Source organism: Arthrobacter sp. UYEF20 (assembly GCF_040546335.1).
Classification (GTDB): domain Bacteria; phylum Actinomycetota; class Actinomycetes; order Actinomycetales; family Micrococcaceae; genus Arthrobacter.
Genome location: NZ_JBEPNP010000002.1, coordinates 308,693 through 331,052 on the forward strand (window position 1 = coordinate 308,693; position 22,360 = coordinate 331,052).

Below are 22,360 nucleotides of genomic sequence, written 5' to 3' on the forward strand. Positions count from 1 at the left end.
GGTCACCGGTGACAAGCACCAAACCTGTAGTACTCCTCGCTGAGGAACTTTCGCCCGCCACGATCGAGGCCCTCGGCCCGGACTTTGAAATCCGGCAGATCGACGGCGCCGACCGTTCCCAGCTGCTCTCTGCGATCGTCGACGTCGACGCGATCCTGGTCCGCTCCGCCACCCGGCTGGACGCCGAGGCGATCGCCGCCGCGAAGAACCTCAAGGTGATCGCCCGCGCCGGCGTGGGCCTGGACAACGTCGACATCAAGGCCGCCACCCAGGCCGGTGTCATGGTGGTGAACGCGCCCACCTCGAACATCGTCTCCGCCGCCGAACTCACGGTCGGCCACATCCTGAGCCTCGCCCGCCACATCCCGCAGGCCAGCACCGCGCTCAAGGACGGCGAGTGGAAGCGCTCCAAGTACACCGGCATCGAACTCTTCGAGAAGAAGATCGGCATCATCGGCCTGGGCCGGATCGGTGCCCTCGTCGCCGCCCGCCTGAAGGGCTTCGACACCAGGATCCTCGCGTACGACCCCTACATCACCTCCGCCCGCGCGGCCCAGCTCGGCGTGCAGCTGGTGACCCTGGACGAGCTGCTCGCGCAGTCGGACTTCATCACCATCCACATGCCCAAGACCCCGGAGACCGTCGGCATGCTCGGCGCCGACGCCTTCAAGAAGATGAAGAGCACGGCCTACGTCGTCAACGTCGCCCGCGGCGGCCTGGTGGACGAAGAAGCCCTGTACGCGGCGCTGGAGTCGGGCGAGATCGCCGGGGCCGCCGTCGACGTCTTCGTCAAGGAGCCCAGCACGGACCTGCCGTTCTTCAAGCTCGACAACGTCGTGGTCACCCCGCACCTGGGCGCCTCCACCGACGAGGCCCAGGAGAAGGCCGGCGTGTCCGTCGCGAAATCCGTCCGCCTGGCCCTCGCCGGCGAGCTGGTGCCCGACGCCGTCAACGTGGCCGGCGGCGTCATCGACGAGGACGTCCGCCCCGGCATCGCGCTGATCGAGAAGCTGGGCCGCATCTTCACCGCCATGACCCACGCCTCGCTCACGCAGTTCGACGTCGAGGTGGCCGGGGAAATCTCCTCCCTCGACGTCAAGGTGCTGGAACTGGCGGCGCTCAAGGGCATCTTCGCCGACATCGTGACCGAGCAGGTCTCGTACGTCAACGCCCCGGTGATCGCCGAGCAGCGCGGCATCAACGTCCGCCTCATCACGACGCCGGACACCGAGTCGTACCGCAACGTCCTGACCCTGCGCGGCGCCCTCAGCGACGGCAGCCAGATCTCCGTGGCCGGGACCCTGACGGGGCCCAAGCAGGTCCAGAAGCTCGTGGGAATCAACGGCTTCGAGCTGGAGATCCCGATCAGCGAACACCTCGTCGTGGTCGTCTACTCGGACCGCCCCGGCGTGATCGGCACCATCGGCCACATCCTGGGCATGAACAACATCAACATCGCCGGCATGCAGGTTGCGCGCCAGGCCGAGGGCGGCCAGGTACTCGCCCTGCTCACCATCGACAGCTCGGTTCCGCAGCAGGTCCTTGACGCGATCAAGGCCGGAATCGGCGCTGACATGGTCCGCGAGGTCGACCTCGAGGACTGACACCCCCTCTGACACCCCCTCAGCGGGCGCCGGCGGCGGGCAGATCGCTTGCCGGCGTCCGCGAAGGAGCGGCCGGTCTGCGTACAATGGCTAGGTCCGAATTTCGGATCCGGCCGGCAGCCCGGCCTTTACTTTTGCACACCCGGCAGGGGACGCCTTCACTTCCGCACGGAATGAATTACGGTGTGCGCACGCAATCCAGCTTTCAGGAGCCCAATGAACGCCGTCCAGAGGTTCATCAGAAGCCGAGTGCTTCTGCTGACCGCGTCCATTTTGATCGTGGCCATGTGCCTTTCGGTCCTCGTCCAGGGGCAGTCGCAGGCTGCGCTGAACCGGACCGTTGACCAGAACTCCCGGGGGCTCTACGACGTGCTCGTCCAGGCGAAAGCCGACGACAACGGCGGCCTGATGAAGCCGGAGATCGCCACCGGCCAGGGCGGCGTCAGCTTCGAGCAGCTGGATTCCATCCGGAGACTCGCCGGCACCTCCGTGGCTGCCCCGATCAGCCTCGTCTCCCGGGTCACCCAGAACCTGGAAGCCCCGCGGCTGGAAGCCACCGACTACCTGGGCTTCAACGCTGGACTGGCCGGCACCGCCGGAGATCCGAGCGCCACCGATCCGAGCAAGTGGCCGGCCGCCGAGTCCGTCCTGTCCGATACGCCCAAGAAGTACCGCCTCACGGCCAGCGCCGTCAGCTCGGACGGACACTCCGACCAGACCCTGTTCAAGACGATGGCCGAGGGCTCACTCGGCAAGGCCAAGCTCATCGAAGAGCAGGTAGCCGGCGGCAAGAACGTCCGCATCGCCGGCCCGGCGGGGGAGACCGGCATCAAGTTCCCCGCCCCGGCCGGAGGCTCGGAGCACAACCTCTTCAACCTCTCCGTCGCGCTGCCGCAGGCGCCCCAGGTGAGCGAATCCGTCGTCGCCGTCGACCCCGTCTCGGAGCGCGCCCTGCTCGGCACGGCAGGTGACTTCCTGGCCCCGCTGGAGAAGGCGCCGCCCGCAGACGCCCGCAACGCCGGCGCGATCGGGCGCCACTTCGAAAGCCTTTTCACCAGCGGCATCGGCATGGACCAACTGAAGGAAGGCCCGGACTTCCTCGGCGTCAAGCTCAAGTACTGGGCCCCGCTGATGAGCCAGTACCAGCAGGCGAAGCGCAGCGGCCAGCTGACCGCCGATTCGCAGGCCATCCCGCTGATCGTCCGCTCGGGCACCTCGCTGGATCTGAAGTACTCGGTCAAGATCGAGGAGATCGACGCGTCCGGGAAAGTCACCAAGGACGTCGGCACGGTCACCCGCTCGCTGGACAAGGACTACCTCCCGTTCGTCTCCAAGTCCCCGTTCTCCCTGGCCTGGCCCGGTTCCAAGGACCTGTCGCAGCTGATGGGCGACACCGGTACCTTCAGCCAGGGCCTCTACAATCCGGCCACCTGGAGCACCAACTTCGCTGCCGCCCCCAAATACACGGACGGCGAGACCGCCGGCAACGGTGCCGTGGACAAGAGCGCCACCCCCGGCGAGTGGGTCACGGTGAACCGCCTGCCGGACAAGGCCGCCAACGGCGACGCCGTCGACCAGACGCAGCGCGCACCGGTTGACGAACGCTCCTACCGGGACAACCTTGAAACCGGCAAGAAGCTGGCCACGCCGCTCGCCATGGTCTACGGGACCTTCGACGCCGGCCAGGTCAAGAATGCTGCCGGCGACGTCAACCGCCTCCCGCTCGGCGGCTACGATCCGACCCCCTTCACCCTGACGAAGGACGCGTCCGGCAAGGACGTCCAGAACACCGAACTCAAGCCCTCGCTGAGCGCCACCGGCCTGGCAAGCCAGTCCGCCGGTGCCATCACCGATTACTACGGCCTGGCCGCAGCCCGCGGCTTCGACCAGAACGCCAACGTGATCGATGCCGTGCGCGTCCGCGCCAAGGTGCCCGGCAGCTGGAAGCAGGCGCAGCCCGAGGTGGAAAAGCTCGCCAACGACATCCGCGACATGGGCCTGCAGGCGACAGTCGTTGCCGGTTCCGCCCGTGAGGACGCCGGCATCTCCGTGCCCGGCTACTCCAAGGACGACGCCGGCAAGGAGTCCCCGCTCGGCACGGTGCAACAGTCATGGGTCCGGCAGAACGCCGCGGACGCCGTGTCCGGATCGCTGACCGGGACAAACCTGACGCTGCTGTTCATCACACTCTGCGGCGCCGCGCTGCTGACCGGTGCCTCCACCGTCAGCTACGTGCGCAAACGCCGCAGCGAGGCCGGAACCTTGCGTGCCATGGGCTGGACCCAGCGCAAGATCCGCTCCTGGGTGCTGGCAGAATTCGGCGTCGGGGCGGCCCTGCTGGCCATCGCCGGAACCGTCCTCAGCCTGATCAGCTGGAACCTTGCAACAGCCATTGTCTCCGCCTCCGTCGTGGCGCTCTACGTGGGCGCCGCCCTCTTCGCCGCGCAGCAGCTGCGGCACCGTGAGGTCATCGACCAGGAACCGCAGCACGACGAACGCCTCATCGCCGTTGACTCGCCGCTGACCTTCGCGAACCGGCAGCTGAGCACCAACAAGTTCAACACCGTCTCCCTGGCCGTCGCCGTCGGGGTCTTCGGGGCGGCGGTGGGCGGGCTGATCGCGCTGCTGATCGACATCCCCCGGGCAGCCGGCGCGAGTGCGCTCGGCGGCCTGGCCGCGGCCAGCATCACGCTGCCGAGCATCATCCTGGGAGTCTCCGGCGTGGCCGTGGGTCTGCTGTTGACCATGGTCACCGGCCGGTTCGAGCTGCAGGCCAAGCGCCAGTACCTCGGCACGCTGCAGGCGATGGGCTGGAACCCTGACATGCTCGGCCAAGTCCGGTTCTTCGAAAACGCCATGGTGGGTGCGGTTGCACTGCCGCTGGGCGTTGTCGGCGCCCTGGGCATCGGACTGCTCCTGGCTCCCTATGCCGCGCTCTGGGCCGCTGTCGCCGGGCTCGTGGCTGTACTCTGCTGGATTCCCATTGCAACGAAAGTGGTCCGATGAATAACGACCTGAACCTTGACCGGGCGGCTCACGACCGGATGACGAAGAGCACCCGCCGCGGTGCCCACAAGACCCGCGCCAACACCATCGTGAAGGTGACGGACCACGCCACGCCGCTGGAACTGAGCAATATCACCATCCACTACGGCGGCGGCAAGGGCGGCGCGGAGGCGGTCAACGTGGTGGACGACTTCAACATGACGCTGCATGCCGGCGAGATGCACTGCATCGCCGGCCGCTCCGGCTCCGGCAAGACCAGCATCCTGACGGTCGGCGCGGGCCTGACCCTGCCGACGTCGGGCCGGGTGTTCTGGGAAGGCGACTCGCTCGAAAGCATGGGCGACGACGAAATCGCCGACCGCCGCCGCGCCCTGATCGGCTACGTGGACCAGGGCGGTGCCCTCATCGACGGGATGAGTGCCCTGGAAAACGTCCTGCTCCCGGCCGTTCCGGACGGCGAGGTGGACAAGCGCCGCGACATGGCCAAGGACCTTTTGGACCTCGTGGGACTGGGCCGGCGCATGCGCCACCGCCCGGCCCAGCTCTCCGGCGGTGAGCGCCAGCGCGTGGCGATCGCCCGGGCCCTGATCCTCGGCACCCGGGTGCTCGTGGTGGACGAACCGACGGCCAGCCTGGACCGCTCCGCGGCCAACCGCATCATCAGCATCCTCAAGGACACCACCTCGGACGGCATCGCCGTCCTGGTCGCGTCGCATGACCACGAACTGGTCCGCCAGAGCGATACCCTGACCGAACTGATCTAGGTTAATCCCGTGACAACTTCCGAAAAGACCCCGTTCTACATCACAACGGCCATCAGTTACCCCAACGGCGTGCCGCACATCGGCCACGCCTATGAGGTCATCGCCACGGATGCGATGGCGCGCTTCAAGCGGCTGGACGGCTATGACGTCTTCTTCATGACGGGCACGGACGAGCACGGCCTGAAGATGCAGCAGACGGCGGAGAAGGAAGGCATCCCGGTCAAGGAGCTTGCCGACCGCAACTCGGCCGCGTTCCGCCAGATGAGCGATGACCTGGGCATCTCCCTGAGCCGTTTCATCCGCACCACCGATCCGGACCACTACGAGGCGGCCAAGGCCCTCTGGGAGCGGATGGAAGCCAACGGGGACATCTACCTGTCCAAGTACACCGGCTGGTACTCGGTCCGGGACGAACGCTACTTCGTGGAGGACGAGACCGAGGTGCGGGCCGACGGCCTCCGCTACGCCTCCGAAACCGGCACCGAAGTCACCTGGACCGAGGAGGAAAGCTATTTCTTCAAGCTCGCCTCCTACCAGGACCGGCTGCTGGCCCTCTACGCGGACCACCCTTCCTTTGGTGCGCCCCACAACCGCTTCAACGAGGTGGTCAGCTTCGTCAAGGGCGGCCTGGAGGACCTGTCCATCAGCCGCACCTCCTTTGACTGGGGCGTCCCGGTCCCCGGCAACCCGGACCACGTCATGTATGTCTGGGTGGATGCGCTGACCAACTACCTGACGGGCGTCGGCTTCCCGGACACCGGGTCCGAGTTGTTCCAGAAGTACTGGCCGGCCGACGTCCATGTGATCGGCAAGGACATCTCGCGCTTCCACGCGGTCTACTGGCCGGCCTTCCTGATGTCCGCCGGGCTGGAACTGCCCAAGCGCGTCATGATCCACGGCTTCCTGCACAACCAGGGCGTCAAGATGTCCAAATCGCTGGGCAACGTAGTGGCGCCCGCTGACTGGGTTGCGCAGTACGGCCTCGACCAGGTCCGTTTCTTCCTGCTCCGCGAAGTCCCCTTCGGCGCGGACGGCTCCTACAGCCACGACGCGATCGTGGGCCGGATGAACGCCGACCTCGCCAACAACTTCGGCAACCTGGCCCAGCGGTCGCTGTCCATGGTGGCCAAGAACTGCGACGGCCGCGTTCCGGTCCCCGGCGCGTTCACCGCCGAGGACGCCGCGCTGCTGGGCCAGGCCAACGGCCTGCTGGAGCATTCCCGCGCCGCCTTCGAGAAGCAGGAATTCAGCCGCGCGCTGGAATCGATCTGGGGCGTGCTGGGGGACACCAACGCCTACTTCGCCGAGCAGGCGCCCTGGGTGCTGCGGAAGACCGACGTCGAACGCATGAACACGGTCCTCTACGTCACCCTCGAGGTGCTCCGGATCGTCGCGATCCTCGCCCAGCCGGTGATGCCGACGGCGGCCGCGGCCATCCTCGACACTCTCGGCCAGCCCGAGGGGGAGGCACGCGAGTTCGCGGCTCTTGGGACTCCCATCGCCGCGGGCACCGTGCTGCCGGCCCCGGCGCCGGTCTTCCCCAAGTACGAGGAACCCGCCGAGGGGTAGCCTCTCAGCCCTGTCGACGCTCCCTCACCTCTTGCGCTGTTCCGGGCGACGCTCCCTCACCTCTTGTGCTGTTCCGGGAAGCGCTCCCTCACCTCTTGCGCTGTTCCGGGAGACGCTACCTCACCTTTGAAAAATGGGTGAGGGAGCGTTTCGGATTAAACGACGGGAGGTGCGGGAGCGTCTGGTGTTCGACGACGACAGGACGTGCGGGAGCGTCTGAGGGGGTGTTCGGATAATGAGACGACTTGACCAGCATGTGGATGACTTGGCTACGCTGAAAACATGAGCGCATCCACGATAGATCTGGCCGTTATCCCCGGCGACGGCATTGGCCCCGAGGTCACGGCCGAAGCCCTGAAGGTCCTGGCGAAGGCGGCCGCGGCCGAGGGAATCGTGCTGCATCAGACCCGCTACAAGCTCGGTGCCCAGCACTGGCTCGAAACGGGGGAGACGCTGCCGGCGGAGACCCTCGCAGACCTCCGCACCCGCGATGCCATCCTCTTCGGCGCCGTGGGGGCGGCCCCGGGCGACACCCGGATCCCCTCCGGCATCATCGAGCGCGAACTGCTGCTCAAGCTGCGTTTCAGCCTCGACCACTTCGTCAACCTGCGGCCTTCGCGCCTCTACCCCGGCGTCGCCAGCCCGCTCGCCAATCCTGGAAACATCGACTTCATCGTGGTCCGCGAAGGCACCGAAGGACCCTACGTGGGCAACGGCGGCACGCTACGCGCCGGCACCCCGCACGAGGTCGCCACCGAGGTCTCGCTGAACACCGCCCACGGTGTGGAGCGCGTGGTCCGGGACGCCTTCCGCCGCGCCAACGACCGCCCCCGCAAGCACCTGACCCTCGTGCACAAGCACAACGTCCTGGTGTTCGCCGGCCACCTCTGGAAGCGCACCGTGGAAGCCGTGGCGCAGGAATTCCCCGAGGTCACCCACGACTACCTGCACGTCGACGCCGCCACGATCTTCATGGTGACGGACCCGGCACGCTTCGACGTGATCGTCACGGACAACCTCTTCGGCGACATCCTCACCGACCTCGCCGCCGCGGTGACCGGCGGGATCGGGCTGGCCGCCTCCGGCAACATCAACATGGAGCGCACCGCGCCGTCCATGTTCGAACCCGTGCATGGTTCCGCACCGGACATCGCGGGGCAGCAGAAGGCTGACCCCACCGCAGCCATCCTCTCTGCCGCGCTGCTGCTGGACCACCTCGGCCATGCCGGCGCGGCCCGGAAGATCGAGGCAGCAGTGGTCGCCGACGTCGCCAACCGCGACGGCGGCTTCCGCAGCACCAGCGCCGTCGGCGACGCCATCGCCGCAGCCCTGTAGTAGACGCAGCCCTGTAGACCCAGCCACCGTAAGGCCGCCCCGTAGCCGGGGCCCTGGAGGGCCGCCCTCCAGGGCCCGCGTTCGGGCGTAAACTGTTTCGAATCACCAACATGCTGCCGTGGTCCGAGGTTGAACCACGTTCACACACCAGGCAGCCGACCGTGGAGGAACCATGACTCAGACTGCCCATGGCGTCGAATTCACCCAGCAGCTGTCGGCGACCCCGAAGTCCGCTGAAGAGCGTGCGGCCATCTTGGCGAACCCGGGTTTCGGCGACTATTTCACCGACCACACCGCGATCGTCGACTACAGCGTCGACCCCAGGGGCAAGGGCGGCTGGCACGATGCGCGCGTCGAAGCCTACGGTCCCATCTCGCTGGACCCCTCTGCGGCGGTGCTGCACTACGGCCAGGAAATCTTCGAGGGCCTCAAGGCCTACCGCCACGCCGACGGTTCCATCTGGACCTTCCGCCCCGAGGTCAACGCCGCGCGCCTGAACAATTCCGCGCGCAGGCTGGCACTCCCCGAACTCCCCGAGGAGTACTTCCTGGCCGCCATCCGCGAGCTCGTCTCGGCGGACAAGGAATGGGTGCCCGCCGGCGACGGCGAGTCTCTGTACCTGCGCCCGTTCATGATCGCCACCGAGGCCTTCCTCGGTGTCCGTGCCGCCCGTGAGGTGTCCTTCCGCGTCATCGCTTCCCCGGCCGGCAACTACTTCGGCGGCGAGCTCAAGCCCATCTCCATCTGGATCTCCCGCGAGTACGCCCGCGCCGGCCGCGGCGGAACCGGTGCCGCCAAGTGCGGCGGCAACTACGCCGCGTCGCTCATCGCCCAGCAGGAAGCTGAGGCGCACGGCTGCAAGCAGGTCCTCTTCCTGGACCCGTTCAACGACAACGCCGTCGAGGAACTCGGCGGGATGAACGTCTTCTTCGTGATGAAAGACGGCTCGCTCGTCACCCCGGCGCTGAGTGGAACCATCCTTGAAGGCGTCACCCGGATGTCCGTGATGCAGGTGGCCAGGGACATGGGCCGCGAGGTCACCGAACGCAAGATCACCCTCGACGAATGGCGCGACGGCGTGGCTTCCGGCGAGATCGCCGAGGTCTTCGCCTGCGGCACCGCCGCGGTCATCACGCCCATCGGCGTGCTCAAGGACAGCACGGAGTTCATCGGCTCCGAGGACGCGGCGGCGGGGGAGACCACCATGGCCATCCGCGCGCAGCTCCTGGGCATCCAGACCGGCACCGTCGAGGACACCCACGGCTGGCTGACCCGCCTCGCCTAAGGCATTTTCGCAATGCCCGACGGCGGCCTCCCACCTTGGGTGCGGGGCCGCCGTCGTTCTGGGAAGATGGAACTGTGATCCCCGAAGACTCCCGCGACGTTGTCCGCAGCACAGCACTGACGCGGTTCCGGCTTGCCCCGAATCCGGGGCCGATGAGCCTGCACGGCACCAATTCCTACGTCATCGGTGCCCCCGGATCAGCGGCCACGGTGGTGGTCGACCCCGGCCCCCTGGACGAGCAGCACCTCCAGGAGCTCGCGGACGCCGGAACGGTGGAACTCATCCTCATCACGCACCGCCATGCCGACCACAGCGCGGCCGCCGCCAGGTTCGCCGAACTGACCGGCGCGCCGGTGCGTGCAGCCGACCCCGCCCACTGCCACGGCGGCAGCCCTCTGCAGGACGGCGAAGTCCTGCACGCCGCGGGGGTCGAAATCAGGGTACTGGCGACGCCGGGGCACACCTCGGACTCTGTCTGCTTCCACCTTCCGCACGACGGCGCCCAAGGCTCGGTCCTGACCGGCGACACCATCCTGGGCCTGGGCACCACGGTCCTGGACTACCCCGACGGTACGCTGGGCGACTACCTGACCTCGCTGGACCGGCTGGAACAACTGGGCCCGGCGACCGTCCTGCCGGCCCACGGACCGATGCTGCCCGCCCTGGACAATATCGTCCGCGCCTACCGGGACCACCGCGAGGACCGCCTCGCCCAGATCCGCTCCGCCCTCGCGGACCTGGGCGCAGCTGCGGAGGTGACGGACGTGGCCGACGCCGTCTACGCCGCCGTCGACCCCGCCGTGCGTCCGGCGGCGGAACTCTCCGTGGCGGCCCAGCTGCACTACCTCCGGTCCGGCGGAAGCACGCGCTAGCGAGACGGTACGCTTGGACCCATGCGTATCGCCCGGTTTGTAGTCGATTCTGATCCCCTCTACGGCATTGTTGAAGGTGAGCCCGGCGGTGAGGAAGTCACGGTGATCGTCGGCGACCCCTTCTTCCACGGTGTGGAACGCACCGCCGTCAGGCACAAGCTCGAAGACGTGCGCCTCCTGGCCCCGATCATTCCGCGCAGCAAAGTCATCGGCGTGGGCCGGAACTTCGCCGAGCACGCCGAGGAACTCGGCAACGAGGTCCCGAAGCAGCCGCTGCTCTTCCTGAAGCCGAACACCTCGGTGATCGGCCCGAATGATCCGGTCATCCTGCCGGAGTTCTCCGAGGAAGTGTCCTTTGAAGCGGAACTGTGCGTCGTGATCGGCCGGATCTGCAAGGATGTCCCCGAAGAACGCGTCGACGACGTCATCTTCGGCTACACCTGCGGCAACGACCTCACCGCCCGCGACGTCCAGAAGACGGACCTGCAGTGGGCCCGGGCCAAGGGCTTCGACACCTCCGCCCCGCTGGGGCCGTGGATCGAGACCGAACTCGACACCGAGGACCTCCAGATCCAGGGCCGGCTCAACGGCGAACTGCGCCAGGACGGCAGCACCAGCCAGATGATCCGCGGCGTCCGCGAACTCGTCTCCATCGTCTCGCAGGCCTTCACGCTGCTGCCCGGCGACGTCATCATGACCGGCACCCCGGCCGGCGTCGGTCTGGTCCAGGCCGGTGACCGCTTCGAGGTGGAGATCGAGGGAATCGGCCGCCTCTCCAACCCCATCGTCCGCCGCTAGCCAGAGCCGCTAGCCAGAGCGCGGGAACAGGCATTGAACGACGGCGGATGGCGCGGACCCCGGGCGGGGTCCCGGCGCGGCAACTCCTTCCCGCTCTACGCACTGGCGTCCATCGGCACGTTCGCGATGGCGGCCCGGGCTGTTCACTGGCTCGACGGGCCGCAATGGCTTGCCCTGGTATTCCTCGCGACCGGCCTGGCCCTGGCCGGGTACTACCTCGTGCGGGCGCTGGGTGGCTGGGGTCGGAGCTGGCGGCGGAGGCGCGGGGCCGGCCGCCGGTAATGCGTGCGGGGCAGGCGGTAAAGTTGGTGGCACTATGACTACTCCTTCTGCGCCCGACGCCGCCCACACTGAAGTCACCGCCGACACTCCGGTCCGTGTCCGGTTCTGCCCCTCGCCGACCGGCACCCCGCACGTCGGCCTGATCCGCACGGCCCTCTTCAACTGGGCCCACGCCCGCCACACCAAGGGCACCTTCGTGTTCCGCATCGAGGACACGGACGCGGCGCGCGACTCGGAGGAGAGCTACCAGCAGCTGCTCGAGGCCCTCAAATGGCTCGGCATCACCTGGGAGGAGGGCGTGGAAGTCGGCGGCCCGCACGAGCCTTACCGCCAGTCGCAGCGCCTGGACCTCTACAAGGACGTCGTTGCCCAGCTGATGGACGCCGGCTACGCCTACGAGTGCTACTCCTCGCCGGAGGAAGTCGAGGCCCGCCACCGCGCCGCCGGACGCGACCCCAAGCTCGGCTACGACAACTTCGACCGCGAGCTCTCCGCGGAGCAGCTCGCGGCGTTCCAGGCCGAGGGCCGCAAGCCCGTGCTCCGCGTGCGGATGCCGGACGAGGACGTCACCTTCACCGACATGGTCCGCGGCGAGATCACCTTCAAGGCCGGCAGCATCCCGGACTACGTGATTGTCCGCGCGGACGGTTCCCCGCTGTACACCCTGGTCAACCCGGTGGACGACGCCCTCATGGCGATCACCCACGTGCTCCGCGGCGAGGACCTGCTCTCCTCGACCCCGCGCCAGGTGGTCCTGATCCGCGCACTGATGGACATCGGCGTCGCCAGTTACATGCCTGTCTTCGGACACCTGCCCTACGTCATGGGCGAGGGCAACAAGAAGCTCTCCAAGCGCGACCCGGAGTCCAACCTGTTCCTGCTTCGCGACCGCGGCTTCATCCCCGAGGGCCTGCTGAACTACCTGTCGCTGCTCGGCTGGAGCCTCTCCGCCGATGAGGACATCTTCACCGTGGAGCAGCTGATTAAGAACTTCGATGTCAACGACGTGCTCGCCAACCCGGCCCGCTTCGACATCAAGAAGGCCGAGGCCATCAACGGCACCCACATCCGGATGCTCGACGCCGAGGATTTCCGCGGCCGGCTGGTCCCGTACCTGCGCGCGGCCGGGTTCGTGGGCGAGAGCCTCACCGCCCGCCAGGACGGGATCCTCGCCGAAGCGGCGCCGCTGATCCAGGAGCGGATCTCCTTGTTGGGCGAAGCCCCCGAGATGCTCGCCTTCCTGTTCAAGAACGACGACGCGATCGACGTCGCCGACGACGCCCGCAAGGGGCTTCCGGAGAACCTGGCAGAGGTCCTCGACGCCGCCCTCGCGGCTCTGGAGCCGGTTGCCGACTGGACCGCGGAGAACATCCAGACTGCCCTGAAGGAAGCTCTCGTGGAGGGGCTCGGCGTCAAGCCGCGGCTGGCCTTCGGACCGGTGCGCACGGCCATCTCCGGCCGCCGCATTTCCCCGCCGCTGTTCGAATCCATGGTGATCCTCGGCAAGGATTCCTCCCTGGCCCGCCTGCGGGCCTTCCGCGGCTGATGATGCCCGCACCCGAGACCACGAACGGCGTCCTGGCGAGCGGACTGGGCCTCATCCGCGGCGTCCTGTTCGACATCGACGACACCCTGGTGGACCTGGAATTCGCGATGACGGCCGCCGTGCGTGACGCCAGCGAACATCTCCTGCCCGGCCTGGACCAGGCCGGATGGGAGAAGTTCGGACGGATCTTCACCCGCGAGACCACCCATTTCTACGACCGCTACCTGACCGGCGAGCTGAGCTTCAACGAGCAGCGCCTGCTCCGCGGCCGGGCGGCCCTGGGGCACTTCGGCGTCGAGCTGGAGGAGGGCGAGCAGTCCCACCACTGGGTGAGCTCCTATGCGAGCCAGCAACACGGCTACATCCGGGCCTTCGACGACGTCACGCCGCTGCTGGACGCCCTGGACGCGGCCGGCATCCCGTACGGGGCCGTGAGCAACAACGTGCACGACTACCAGCGCGTCAAACTCGACGCCGCCGGGCTGGAACGCATCGGCGTGCTGGTCGGGACGGACACCCTCGGCGTGCCGAAGCCGGACCCCGCCATCTACCTTGAGGGAGTCCGGCGCCTCGGCACCGGGGCGGGCGAGACCCTGTACGTCGGGGACAACCGCCTGCTCGACGCGGAAGGTTCGACGGCGGCGGGACTGCTGGGAGTCTGGCTGAACCGCAGCGGCGAGCCTGCCCCGGGCTACACCGGCCACGAGGTCGGCTCCCTGCTGCAACTCCAGGAACTGCTGGACCTGCCGGCCTGACAGCCCCCAAACGGACGGCCGGACGGACGGCCGAACGAGGCCGATTTGTGCGATGGAAAACTCTCGGGTAAAGTAATTACTCGTGCTGAGGCGCCGGGAGCGCGGGTTTGAACCCGTGAAACCGGCCCGAAAGTTCCATTGGGATATGGTGTAATTGGCAACACTACGGTTTCTGGTACCGTCATTCTAGGTTCGAGTCCTGGTATCCCAGCTTGCTGAGTGGCTGAAATATTCACTGAGCACGAACGGCTGCGAAGCTGTTCTGGAGAGTACGCGGCCCCATCGTATAGCGGCCTAGTACGCTGCCCTCTCACGGCGGTAACGCGGGTTCGAATCCCGCTGGGGTCACAGATCAAACGGCCCCGGGCATCAGCCCGGGGCCGTTTTTCATTCCCCTGAGACCGGAGACCTGAGCCCGGGTACCGGAGCGGAACTGGCATGATGATGCAGTGACGTCCGAAGAGATCCCCGGTGACACCGGGAGCCAGGTACCGCCACTACCGGCAGGGTCGGCAGGGCAGCCAGGCGCCGCCGTCGAACTGGCCGCCGTCGAACTCCTGGAAGCGGTCCGCGCCGAGCTGGCCGCCATCGCCCTGCCCTTGGCCCTGCCGGACGCCGCGCAGGCCCGGCAGGACATCCGCAACGCCCTGGCCCAGCTGGATGACTACATCCTGCCCCGCTACCGCAGCCTCGACGCGCCTCTGCTCGCCGTGGTGGGCGGCTCCACCGGCGCCGGGAAGTCCACCCTGGTGAACGGACTCGTGGGGCACAACGTCACCCGCGCCGGCGCCATCCGGCCCACCACCCGCCAGCCGATCCTGCTGCACCACCCCTCGGACGCCGCCTGGTTCGAGGACCAGCGGGTCCTGCCGAGCCTGCACCGGATCCGTGGCAGCCTCGTGAGCAGCCCCCTGCCCGCCAGCCAGGCCGGGCCAACTCCCGACGCGGCCGCGATCTCCTCCCTCGTGCTGGTCTCCGACGGCGCCGTGCCGCCGGGGATCGCGCTGCTGGATGCCCCCGACGTCGACTCCATCTCGGATGACAACCGCAAGCTGGCCGGCCAGCTGCTCGCCGCCGCCGATTTGTGGGTGTTCGTCACCACCGCCAACCGCTACGCCGACGCCGTCCCCTGGCGGCTGCTGCTGGACGCCGCCTCCCGGGACATCATGGTGGCCGTGGTGCTGGACCGGGTGCCGCCGGCCGCCGAGGCGGAGGTCCGGGCCGACCTTCAGGGCATGCTCAGCAGGGAAGGGCTCGGCGAAGCCCGGCTGTTCGTGGTGCCCGAGGTGGCGCTGGACCCGATGGGCATGCTGCCCGCCGACGCCGTGGAACCGCTGCGGACCTGGCTCCGGGAGCTCGCCGCGGACGCCGCCGGGCGGTCCGAGATCGCGCGGCGGACGCTCAACGGAACCGTCAAGGCGCTTGGCGGACGCGTGGAGGCGGTGGCGCTGGCGGCCGGGGCCCAGCAGCGTGCGGCCGGAATCCTCGCTGCAGACGCCCGCGGCGCCTACCAGGATGCCGTGGCGCGAATCCTCGAGGCCACCCGGGACGGAGCGCTGCTGCGCGGTGAGGTCCTGGCCCGCTGGCAGGACTTCGTCGGCACCGGCGAGTTCTTCCGGGCCATGGAACAGAACATCGGCCGGCTCCGGGACCGGATGGGTGCCTTCTTCCGCGGCGAGCCGACTCCGGCGGTCAGGGTGGAGACGGCCATCGAAACCGGGCTGCAGGCCGTCATCATCGATGAAGCCGCCCACGCCGCGGAAGACGCGGACCAGCGCTGGCGGTCCGACCCGGCCGGCCGCCAGCTGCTGGGCAGCGACGACCTCTCCGGGACCTCGGAGGGCTTTTCCGAGACAGTCGCTGCCGAGATCCGGGCATGGCAGGGGAGCCTCATGGAGCTCATCCGGACCGAAGGCCAGGGCAAACGCACCCAGGCCCGCTGGCTGTCCTTCGGCATCAACGGCCTCGGTGCGGCCCTCATGATCGTGGTGTTTTCGATGACCGCCGGCCTGACCGGACTCGAGATCGGCGTCGCCGGCGGCACGGCCGTCGTCGGGCAGCGGCTGCTGGAAGCAGTGTTCGGCGAGGACGCGGTCCGCCGGCTCGCCAAAACGGCGCGCGAGGACCTGCACGCCCGCTGCCAGAAGCTGCTCCGCACCGAACAGCAGCGCTTCCTCTCCCGGCTGGACGTCCCACAAGGGGCGCCCCCGGACGTCCTCGCCGGCCGTGCCGCCGCGCTCCGCCGCCTGGCGGCCGCCGCATGAACCTCCGCAGGAACCGCCACAGCGCCGCCCGCGAGGCCTCCCAACTGCACCGCCGGCTCGAAGCCCTGGACGAGGCACGCGGGCTGGCAGCGGGCGCCCTTCCGGAGGAAATCCTGCAGGAAGCCCTGGAGGTGATCGAGCGTGCCAGCTCGCGGCGCTCCCTTTCGGCGGAGCACACCGTGGTGGGGTTCTTCGGTGCGACCGGCAGCGGAAAGTCCTCCCTCTTCAACGCAGTCAGCGGCGAAGAGGTTGCGACGGCGGCGGCCCGGCGGCCCACCACCTCGGAACCGCTCGCCGGCATCTGGGGCGCCGAAGGCAGCGAGCCCCTGCTGGACTGGCTTGAGGTCCGCCAGCGGCACCATGCCACGCCGGTGCCGGGTTTCGCCGACGAGAGCACGGGCCTTATCCTGCTGGACCTGCCGGACTTCGACTCCACACGGGCAGCCAACCGGGAGATCGTGCAACGGATGGTGGGGCTCGTGGATGTCCTCGTCTGGGTGCTCGATCCGCAGAAATACGCCGATGCCGCGGTGCACAATGACTTCCTGGCGCCCTTTGCATCCCACGGGGCAGTCACCCTCGTGGTGCTTAACCAGGTGGACCGGTTGCCGGATCACGAGGTGCGGCCCGTGCTGGAATCCCTGCACGGCATCCTGGCGCGCGACGGCCTGGGCAAGGTCCAGGTCCTGGGCGCGTCGGCCGTGGTGGGCACCGGGGTGGACAAGGTCCGGGCCGCCATCCGCCAGGCGGCCACCCAGCGCCAGGCCCTCTCCTTGCGTCTGGCCGCGGATGTCACGCGCGTCTCGGCCCGGCTCGCCGAAGCCTCTGGCGAGGGGGAGGCGGTGGGCGTGAACGGTGCCTCGAAGGCGCGGCTGGCGGAGGAACTCGCGGTTGCCGCAAACGTCCCGCTCGTGGTGGACGCCGTGGTCCGCTCCTACCGGCAGGAAGCCGCCCGCCGCACCGGCTGGCCGGTGACGCGCTGGCTGGTCCGGTTCCGCCCCGATCCGCTGAGACGCCTGAACCTCCGCCGGGACGGTGCCAAACCGGAGCTGAACCGGACCTCACTGCCGCCGGCCGGCGCTCCGGAGCGGGCCCGCACCGATGCCGCCGTCCGCGAATTCGCCGACGCGGCATCCGACGGCGCCCCCGGGCCGTGGCGGGCGGTCATCCGCGGTGCGGCCCGCGACGGCAGGGAACAGCTGCCGGATGCCCTGGACCAGGCGATCGCGTCCACGGATCTCAAAGCGGGCAGGAAGTCATGGTGGTGGATGGTCTTCAACGTCATCCAGTGGCTGGCTCTGCTGACGGCGCTGGGTGGGTTTGCCTGGCTCGGTGTCCTGGCCGCACTGGGGTATCTGCAGCTGCCCGTGCCGGACGTACCGCTGGTGCAGGGCTGGCCGGTTCCCACGGTGATGATCGCCGGGGGAGCGCTGCTGGGCATCGTCCTCGCGATCGCGGCGAAGTTCATTGCGGGCGCCGCCGCACGGGCCCGCGGGGCGTCGGCCCGGAAGCGGCTCAGGGCCGCCGTCGCAGCCGTGGCGCAGGAACTCGTGGTGGAGCCGGTGGACGCCGAGGCCGGCCGGCTTCGTTCCTTCCGGAAGGCCCTGCAGGCCGCTGCGCGTTAGGCCGAGCCACAGGCAGGGGTGGCGCTAGGTCCTCACCCAGGCACCGGCCCTGACGAGCAGGCAGTTTCCGGTAGCCGTGTCCGTCCAGCGTGAACCGTTCTTGAACACCGCGGCCGTATTCTTCTTTCCGATGATGTCCGCGTGGAACTGCCGGGACGAGGCCGACGCCGAGACGGTCTGGACCACCGAATCCTGGAACCGGAGGGCTACCCGGTTGAATCCCGTCCAGGACCCCTCAACGGCGTAGGTGCCTTTGCCGGCGTAGAAGCCGCCGGCCTTGGCGTCCGTGATGTTGATTGTGGCGTCGATCTCGAGATTGTTGAATTTGTTTGCGGCCCCGCCGGGCTGACCGTTGGAGAGGTAGACCGCCCACCCTGTCGCCTGGTCGATGATCGCGCCGTTGATCTTCACATCGGATACGTTGCCCAGCTCGGAATCGATGAAGATGCCGTAGTTGTTGGCTTTCCGGATGTCCGGATCGGTGATCTGCAGGTGCGTCACGCCGCCGACGCGGATACCGGAGTGCCCCGAACTTGCCTTGTTCCGGTTGCGGACGATGGGGCTGACGATCTTGACGTAGTTGGCCATCTGGATCAGGAACCCGCACGTGTTCCGGTTCACGAGGCCACAGTCTTCCGCGAGGCAGTTCAGAAGGAACAGGTTCTCGTTGTAGACGCTCAAGGCGCGAAGGCTGCCGAGGACCTTGAACCCGGTGCCGGTGCAGTTGATGGCGGAGCAGTTGTTGATCCAAAGGTTCTTGATCTGCGCCGGGCCGGAGATCCGGAAACCGTGCTCGCCGGCGTCGTGCACGGCCACGTTGTCAATGCGGAGGTCTTCGGCCGGGTTATTCGATTCCAGCAGGATCCCGTTGTGTCCGGGCGTGTATCTCGAGTTCGGCGAAGCGCCTCGGATCCAGCCGCCGTTGAGGCGGAGGTGCGATACGTCGCGGAAGTCCGCGCCGCGGACGTACCTTTCGATTTCGAGCCAGTTGATCGTCAGGTTCGGAACAGTCTCGGCAAACAGGGCGTAGTCGAAGTTCTTGATCCGGGCCCGGTCAATGGTGACATAGCTGGAGCCGTTGATGTTCAGCCCATTGTCCCGGACGTTCCCGCTGCCCTGCCCCGGGGTGGTCGATTCGACATCCACCACGTCGATCCGGACGTTCGTTGCATCCTGGATGGACAGGCCCGAGCCGCTGGCGCCGCCCAGTGTGGTGATGTAGATGCCGCCGGTGACGGTGGTGTGCGAGCCGATCCGGATCTGCGGGACGCGGCCGGTCTGGGCACGGGCCCGGAACCTCGCGCCGTTGGTGTGCAGCCGGAGCCCCGCGGGGAGGACCAGGGGAGCGCCGAGGATCATGGTGAAGGTGGCCGGAATGGTCAGCGGGTAGCCGAGGGCCACCGCCGCGTTCGCCGCCGCCAGCAACGCCGCCCGGTCATCCGTGGTTCCGTTGCCGGTCACCCCGTAATCCCGGGCGTTGACGAAAACTCCGCCCTGGCCGGATCGGGGATCCAGCGCCGTGGTGGCTTGGCCTTGGACGCCTTGGACGCCTTGGACGCCCTGGATACCCTGAGGGGCGGCAGCTAGTCCGAGACCTCCGGCGATTATGGCGCTTCTACGTGTCACGAACATGACGATCCGTCTTTCACCCGGCTTACAGCGCTTCCTCGGCCATCGTGGACCAGGGAGCCTTGAAAAATCTATGGTCGTGCGGCTTCAGTCAGACCACCATAGCGGCGTCGCGGACCTTGATCATGGTGCGCAGGTTCCGCGTGGTGGTGGTGGCCTTGTACTTCGGCTTCGAGGACAGCTTGCTGAACGGGCTGTCCAACGTGCCGCCCGCGGGGGCCAGCCAGGCCATGGCCTCCGGCCCCAGACGGGTCAGGTCCACCCCGTCCAAAGCTGTTCCGGCGTGGTGGAGCTCCGTGAGTACCTCCGGGTCCGAGGCAATGGTGAGGTAGGTATGGGTGGAGGCATCGTCCGCGGGGTAGGGGCACGCCGCCACCAGCTCCGCCACGCGCCCTGCATCCAGCACCACCACCCACGCGTCGTAGCCGAAGGCCTCCCGGAGGCAGGCTTCGAACTCGGCCTTGACCCCGGCCGGCGGCAGTTCGCTGGCAAGCACCACGTTGCCGCTGGCGAGCAGCGTCTTCACCCCGGAAAAAGGCCGGGCCTTCAAGGCTTCCTTGAGCTCGGCCATCTTGATGTTGATCCCGCCCACGTTGACGCCGCGCAGGAACACCGCATAGCTGTTCATGCGCACAGCCTATGCTCTCCGCCGGGCTGCGGTCAGCACCGCTGCCGTCAGCCGGCTGCGGTCAGCATCGCTCTTGGCGGCAGCCGCAGCGCGGCGGTCAGTCGCTCGTCTTGCGCAGCGCCTCGGTCAGGACGCGGGCGGCGGTGCACACGACTTCGGCGTGCAGCCGGCCGGGCTGGCGCGTCAGGCGCTCGATGGGCCCGGAAATCGAGACGGCGGCGATCACCCGGCCGGACGGTCCGCGGACGGGGGCGGACACTGAGGCGACCCCAGGCTCGCGTTCACCGAGGCTCTGTCCCCAGCCCCGGCGTCGTACTCCGGCCAGGACGGTGGGCGTGAAGCGGGCTGCCTGCAGGCCTTCCAGGAGACGGTCGTGGTCCTCCCATGCGAGCAGCACCTGGGCGGCGGAACCGGCTTTCATGGACAGCTGCGTGCCGACGGGAATGGTGTCGCGCAGGCCGATGGGACGCTCGGCGGAGGCGACGCACACGCGCCAGTCGCCCTGCCGGCGGAAGATCTGGGCGCTCTCCCCGGTGGCATCGCGCAGCTGCATCAGGACCGGTCCGGCGGACGCGATCAGGCGGTCCTCGCCGGCGGCGGCGGCGAGTTCCACGAGGCGGCTGCCGAGGACGAACCGGCCCTGGATATCGCGGCTGACGAGCCGGTGGTGGACCAGTGCCAGCGCAAGCCGGTGCACGGTGGGTCGCGCCAGTCCCGTGGCGGCCACAAGCTGCGCCAGGGTGGTGGGGCCGGCCTCAAGTGCGTCAAGCACATGGGCCGCTTTATCGATGACGCCGACTCCACTAGAATTGTCCATGTAATGATATTGCCGTCTCATTATCTGAGATGCAAGTCATTTCGCTGGCGCGGTGCGGGGGACTGCTGATTCAGTGGAGAAGACAAGTCGGCAAGTACGAATCACCGCAGTGAAGGGAGAAGGCCGTGGCAAAGACACTGGCCGAGAAAGTCTGGGACGCCCATGTGGTGCGCAAGGGGGACGGCGAAGGAGCCAACGCCCAGCCAGATCTTCTCTTCATCGACCTCCACCTGGTGCACGAGGTGACCTCCCCGCAGGCTTTCGAAGGTCTGCGCCTGGCCGGCCGCAAGCTGCGCCGGCCGGACCTCACCATCGCCACCGAGGACCACAACACGCCGACGCTGGACATCGACAAACCGATTGCCGATCTGACCAGCCGCACCCAGATCCAGACACTGCGGAACAACTGCCAGGAGTTCGGCGTCCGCCTGCACTCCCTCGGTGACGCCGAGCAGGGAATCGTCCATGTGGTGGGCCCGCAGCTGGGCCTCACTCAGCCGGGCATGACCGTGGTCTGCGGCGACTCGCACACCTCCACGCACGGGGCGTTCGGCGCGCTGGCCATGGGCATCGGCACCTCCGAGGTGGAGCACGTCATGGCCACCCAGACCCTGTCCCTGAAGCCGTTCAAGACCATGGCCATCAACGTCGAGGGCACCCTGCGTCCGGGGGTTACCGCCAAGGACATCATCCTGGCCGTCATCGCCAAGATCGGCACGGGCGGCGGGCAGGGCTACGTGCTCGAATACCGCGGCTCCGCGATCCGGGCGCTGTCCATGGAAGCCCGGATGACCATCTGCAATATGTCCATCGAAGCCGGCGCCCGCGCCGGGCTCGTTGCCCCGGACCAGACGACGTACGACTACATGGACGGCCGCCCGCACGCGCCCCAGGGCGCCGAGTGGGACGCCGCCGTCGAGTACTGGAACACCTTGCGCACGGACGATGACGCCACGTTCGACGTCGAGGTGGACCTCGACGCCGATACCCTGGAGCCGTTTGTGACCTGGGGAACCAACCCCGGCCAGGGCGTGTCCCTCTCCGCGAAGGTGCCCTCGCCCGAGGACTTCGGTGACGAGAACGCGAAGGCCGCGGCGGAACGCGCGCTGCAATACATGGGCCTGGAAGCCGGCACGCCAATGAGGGACATCCGGGTGGACACGGTCTTCCTGGGCTCCTGCACCAACTCCCGGATGGAGGACCTCCGGGCCGCCGCGGACATCATCCGCGGCCGTACCAAGGACCCGAACATCCGGATGCTCGTGGTTCCCGGCTCCGCCCGCGTGCGCCTCGAGGCCGAGGCCGAAGGGCTGGACAAGGTCTTCAAGGACTTCGGGGCCGAATGGCGCTTCGCCGGCTGCTCCATGTGCCTGGGCATGAACCCGGACCAGCTGGAAGTGGGGGAGCGCTGCGCCTCCACGTCCAACCGCAACTTCGAGGGCCGCCAGGGCAAGGGCGGCCGCACCCACCTGGTTTCGCCGGTGGTAGCAGCGGCGACGGCGGTGCGCGGCACCCTGAGCTCGCCGTCGGATCTGGAGCCCGCTCCCGAGTCCGTTGCCACCCGCATCGACGCAGCGTAGC

At 68.2% G+C, this 22,360-nt stretch carries 17 protein-coding genes and 2 tRNA genes; 16 read left to right on the plus strand and 3 right to left on the minus strand.

Annotated elements, in window-relative coordinates:
* Positions 1-8 precede the first annotated feature (8 nt).
* The 15 genes from serA to ABIB26_RS04000 all read left to right on the plus strand — a co-directional run bounded on the left by serA (position 9) and on the right by ABIB26_RS04000 (position 17,705).
* On the plus strand, positions 9-1,604 hold the full coding sequence (gene serA / locus ABIB26_RS03930; RefSeq protein ID WP_354239760.1) for a phosphoglycerate dehydrogenase: 1,596 nt from the start codon (positions 9-11) through the stop codon (positions 1,602-1,604).
* 216 nt (positions 1,605-1,820) lie between these two features.
* A complete protein-coding gene (locus ABIB26_RS03935) occupies positions 1,821-4,610 on the plus strand; it encodes an ABC transporter permease (RefSeq protein ID WP_354239762.1) in 2,790 nt (929 codons plus the stop codon).
* A complete protein-coding gene (locus tag ABIB26_RS03940; protein ID WP_502913616.1) occupies positions 4,607-5,374 on the plus strand; it encodes an ABC transporter ATP-binding protein in 768 nt (255 codons plus the stop codon). The genes ABIB26_RS03935 and ABIB26_RS03940 overlap by 4 nt, the downstream gene beginning before the upstream one ends.
* A 9-nt stretch (positions 5,375-5,383) precedes the next feature.
* Positions 5,384-6,943: a methionine--tRNA ligase gene (metG, locus tag ABIB26_RS03945; RefSeq protein ID WP_354239764.1), complete on the plus strand. Its 1,560-nt coding sequence runs from the start codon at positions 5,384-5,386 to the stop codon at positions 6,941-6,943.
* A gap of 282 nt (positions 6,944-7,225) precedes the next feature.
* Complete coding sequence (locus tag ABIB26_RS03950) at positions 7,226-8,278, plus strand: 3-isopropylmalate dehydrogenase (protein ID WP_354239766.1); 1,053 nt, start codon at positions 7,226-7,228, stop codon at positions 8,276-8,278.
* 172 nt (positions 8,279-8,450) lie between these two features.
* On the plus strand, positions 8,451-9,563 hold the full coding sequence (locus ABIB26_RS03955; RefSeq protein ID WP_354239767.1) for a branched-chain amino acid aminotransferase: 1,113 nt from the start codon (positions 8,451-8,453) through the stop codon (positions 9,561-9,563).
* 74 nt (positions 9,564-9,637) lie between these two features.
* Complete coding sequence (locus tag ABIB26_RS03960; protein WP_354239769.1) at positions 9,638-10,435, plus strand: MBL fold metallo-hydrolase; 798 nt, start codon at positions 9,638-9,640, stop codon at positions 10,433-10,435.
* 21 nt (positions 10,436-10,456) lie between these two features.
* Positions 10,457-11,233 carry a fumarylacetoacetate hydrolase family protein gene (locus tag ABIB26_RS03965; RefSeq protein WP_354239770.1) on the plus strand — a complete coding sequence of 259 codons (777 nt, stop codon included), beginning with the start codon at positions 10,457-10,459 and terminating at the stop codon, positions 11,231-11,233.
* Positions 11,234-11,266: 33 nt separating this feature from the next.
* Positions 11,267-11,515: a hypothetical protein gene (locus ABIB26_RS03970; RefSeq protein ID WP_354239772.1), complete on the plus strand. Its 249-nt coding sequence runs from the start codon at positions 11,267-11,269 to the stop codon at positions 11,513-11,515.
* 34 nt (positions 11,516-11,549) lie between these two features.
* Positions 11,550-13,061: a glutamate--tRNA ligase gene (gene gltX / locus ABIB26_RS03975; protein ID WP_354239773.1), complete on the plus strand. Its 1,512-nt coding sequence runs from the start codon at positions 11,550-11,552 to the stop codon at positions 13,059-13,061.
* 2 nt (positions 13,062-13,063) lie between these two features.
* The gene (locus tag ABIB26_RS03980) at positions 13,064-13,816 is read left to right on the plus strand and encodes an HAD family hydrolase (protein WP_354239860.1); all 753 of its coding nucleotides are present in this window, start codon (positions 13,064-13,066) and stop codon (positions 13,814-13,816) included.
* 139 nt (positions 13,817-13,955) lie between these two features.
* Positions 13,956-14,027 (plus strand) — tRNA-Gln (locus ABIB26_RS03985).
* Between the two features lie 64 nt (positions 14,028-14,091).
* Positions 14,092-14,164 (plus strand) — tRNA-Glu (locus tag ABIB26_RS03990).
* A 191-nt stretch (positions 14,165-14,355) separates the two neighbouring features.
* Complete coding sequence (locus ABIB26_RS03995; RefSeq protein ID WP_354239862.1) at positions 14,356-16,080, plus strand: dynamin family protein; 1,725 nt, start codon at positions 14,356-14,358, stop codon at positions 16,078-16,080.
* Positions 16,077-17,705 (plus strand): GTPase, encoded by a 1,629-nt coding sequence (locus ABIB26_RS04000; RefSeq protein ID WP_354239775.1) that lies wholly within the window; start codon positions 16,077-16,079, stop codon positions 17,703-17,705. The genes ABIB26_RS03995 and ABIB26_RS04000 overlap by 4 nt, the downstream gene beginning before the upstream one ends.
* A gap of 24 nt (positions 17,706-17,729) precedes the next feature.
* On the opposite strand, the gene ABIB26_RS04005 is transcribed toward ABIB26_RS04000, so the two are convergent.
* From ABIB26_RS04005 to ABIB26_RS04015, 3 genes are all read right to left on the minus strand, one after another.
* Positions 17,730-19,337, minus strand: a complete 1,608-nt coding sequence (locus tag ABIB26_RS04005; protein ID WP_354239777.1) for a hypothetical protein — start codon at positions 19,335-19,337, stop codon at positions 17,730-17,732.
* Between the two features lie 88 nt (positions 19,338-19,425).
* Complete coding sequence (locus ABIB26_RS04010) at positions 19,426-19,962, minus strand: DUF1697 domain-containing protein (protein ID WP_354239779.1); 537 nt, start codon at positions 19,960-19,962, stop codon at positions 19,426-19,428.
* A gap of 97 nt (positions 19,963-20,059) precedes the next feature.
* Positions 20,060-20,779, minus strand: coding sequence for an IclR family transcriptional regulator (locus tag ABIB26_RS04015; protein WP_354239781.1), 720 nt, complete (start codon positions 20,777-20,779; stop codon positions 20,060-20,062).
* Positions 20,780-20,904: 125 nt separating this feature from the next.
* Here ABIB26_RS04015 and leuC point away from each other — a divergent pair, with 125 nt between their 5' ends.
* The gene (gene leuC, locus ABIB26_RS04020; RefSeq protein WP_354239783.1) at positions 20,905-22,359 is read left to right on the plus strand and encodes a 3-isopropylmalate dehydratase large subunit; all 1,455 of its coding nucleotides are present in this window, start codon (positions 20,905-20,907) and stop codon (positions 22,357-22,359) included.
* Position 22,360 lies beyond the last annotated feature (1 nt).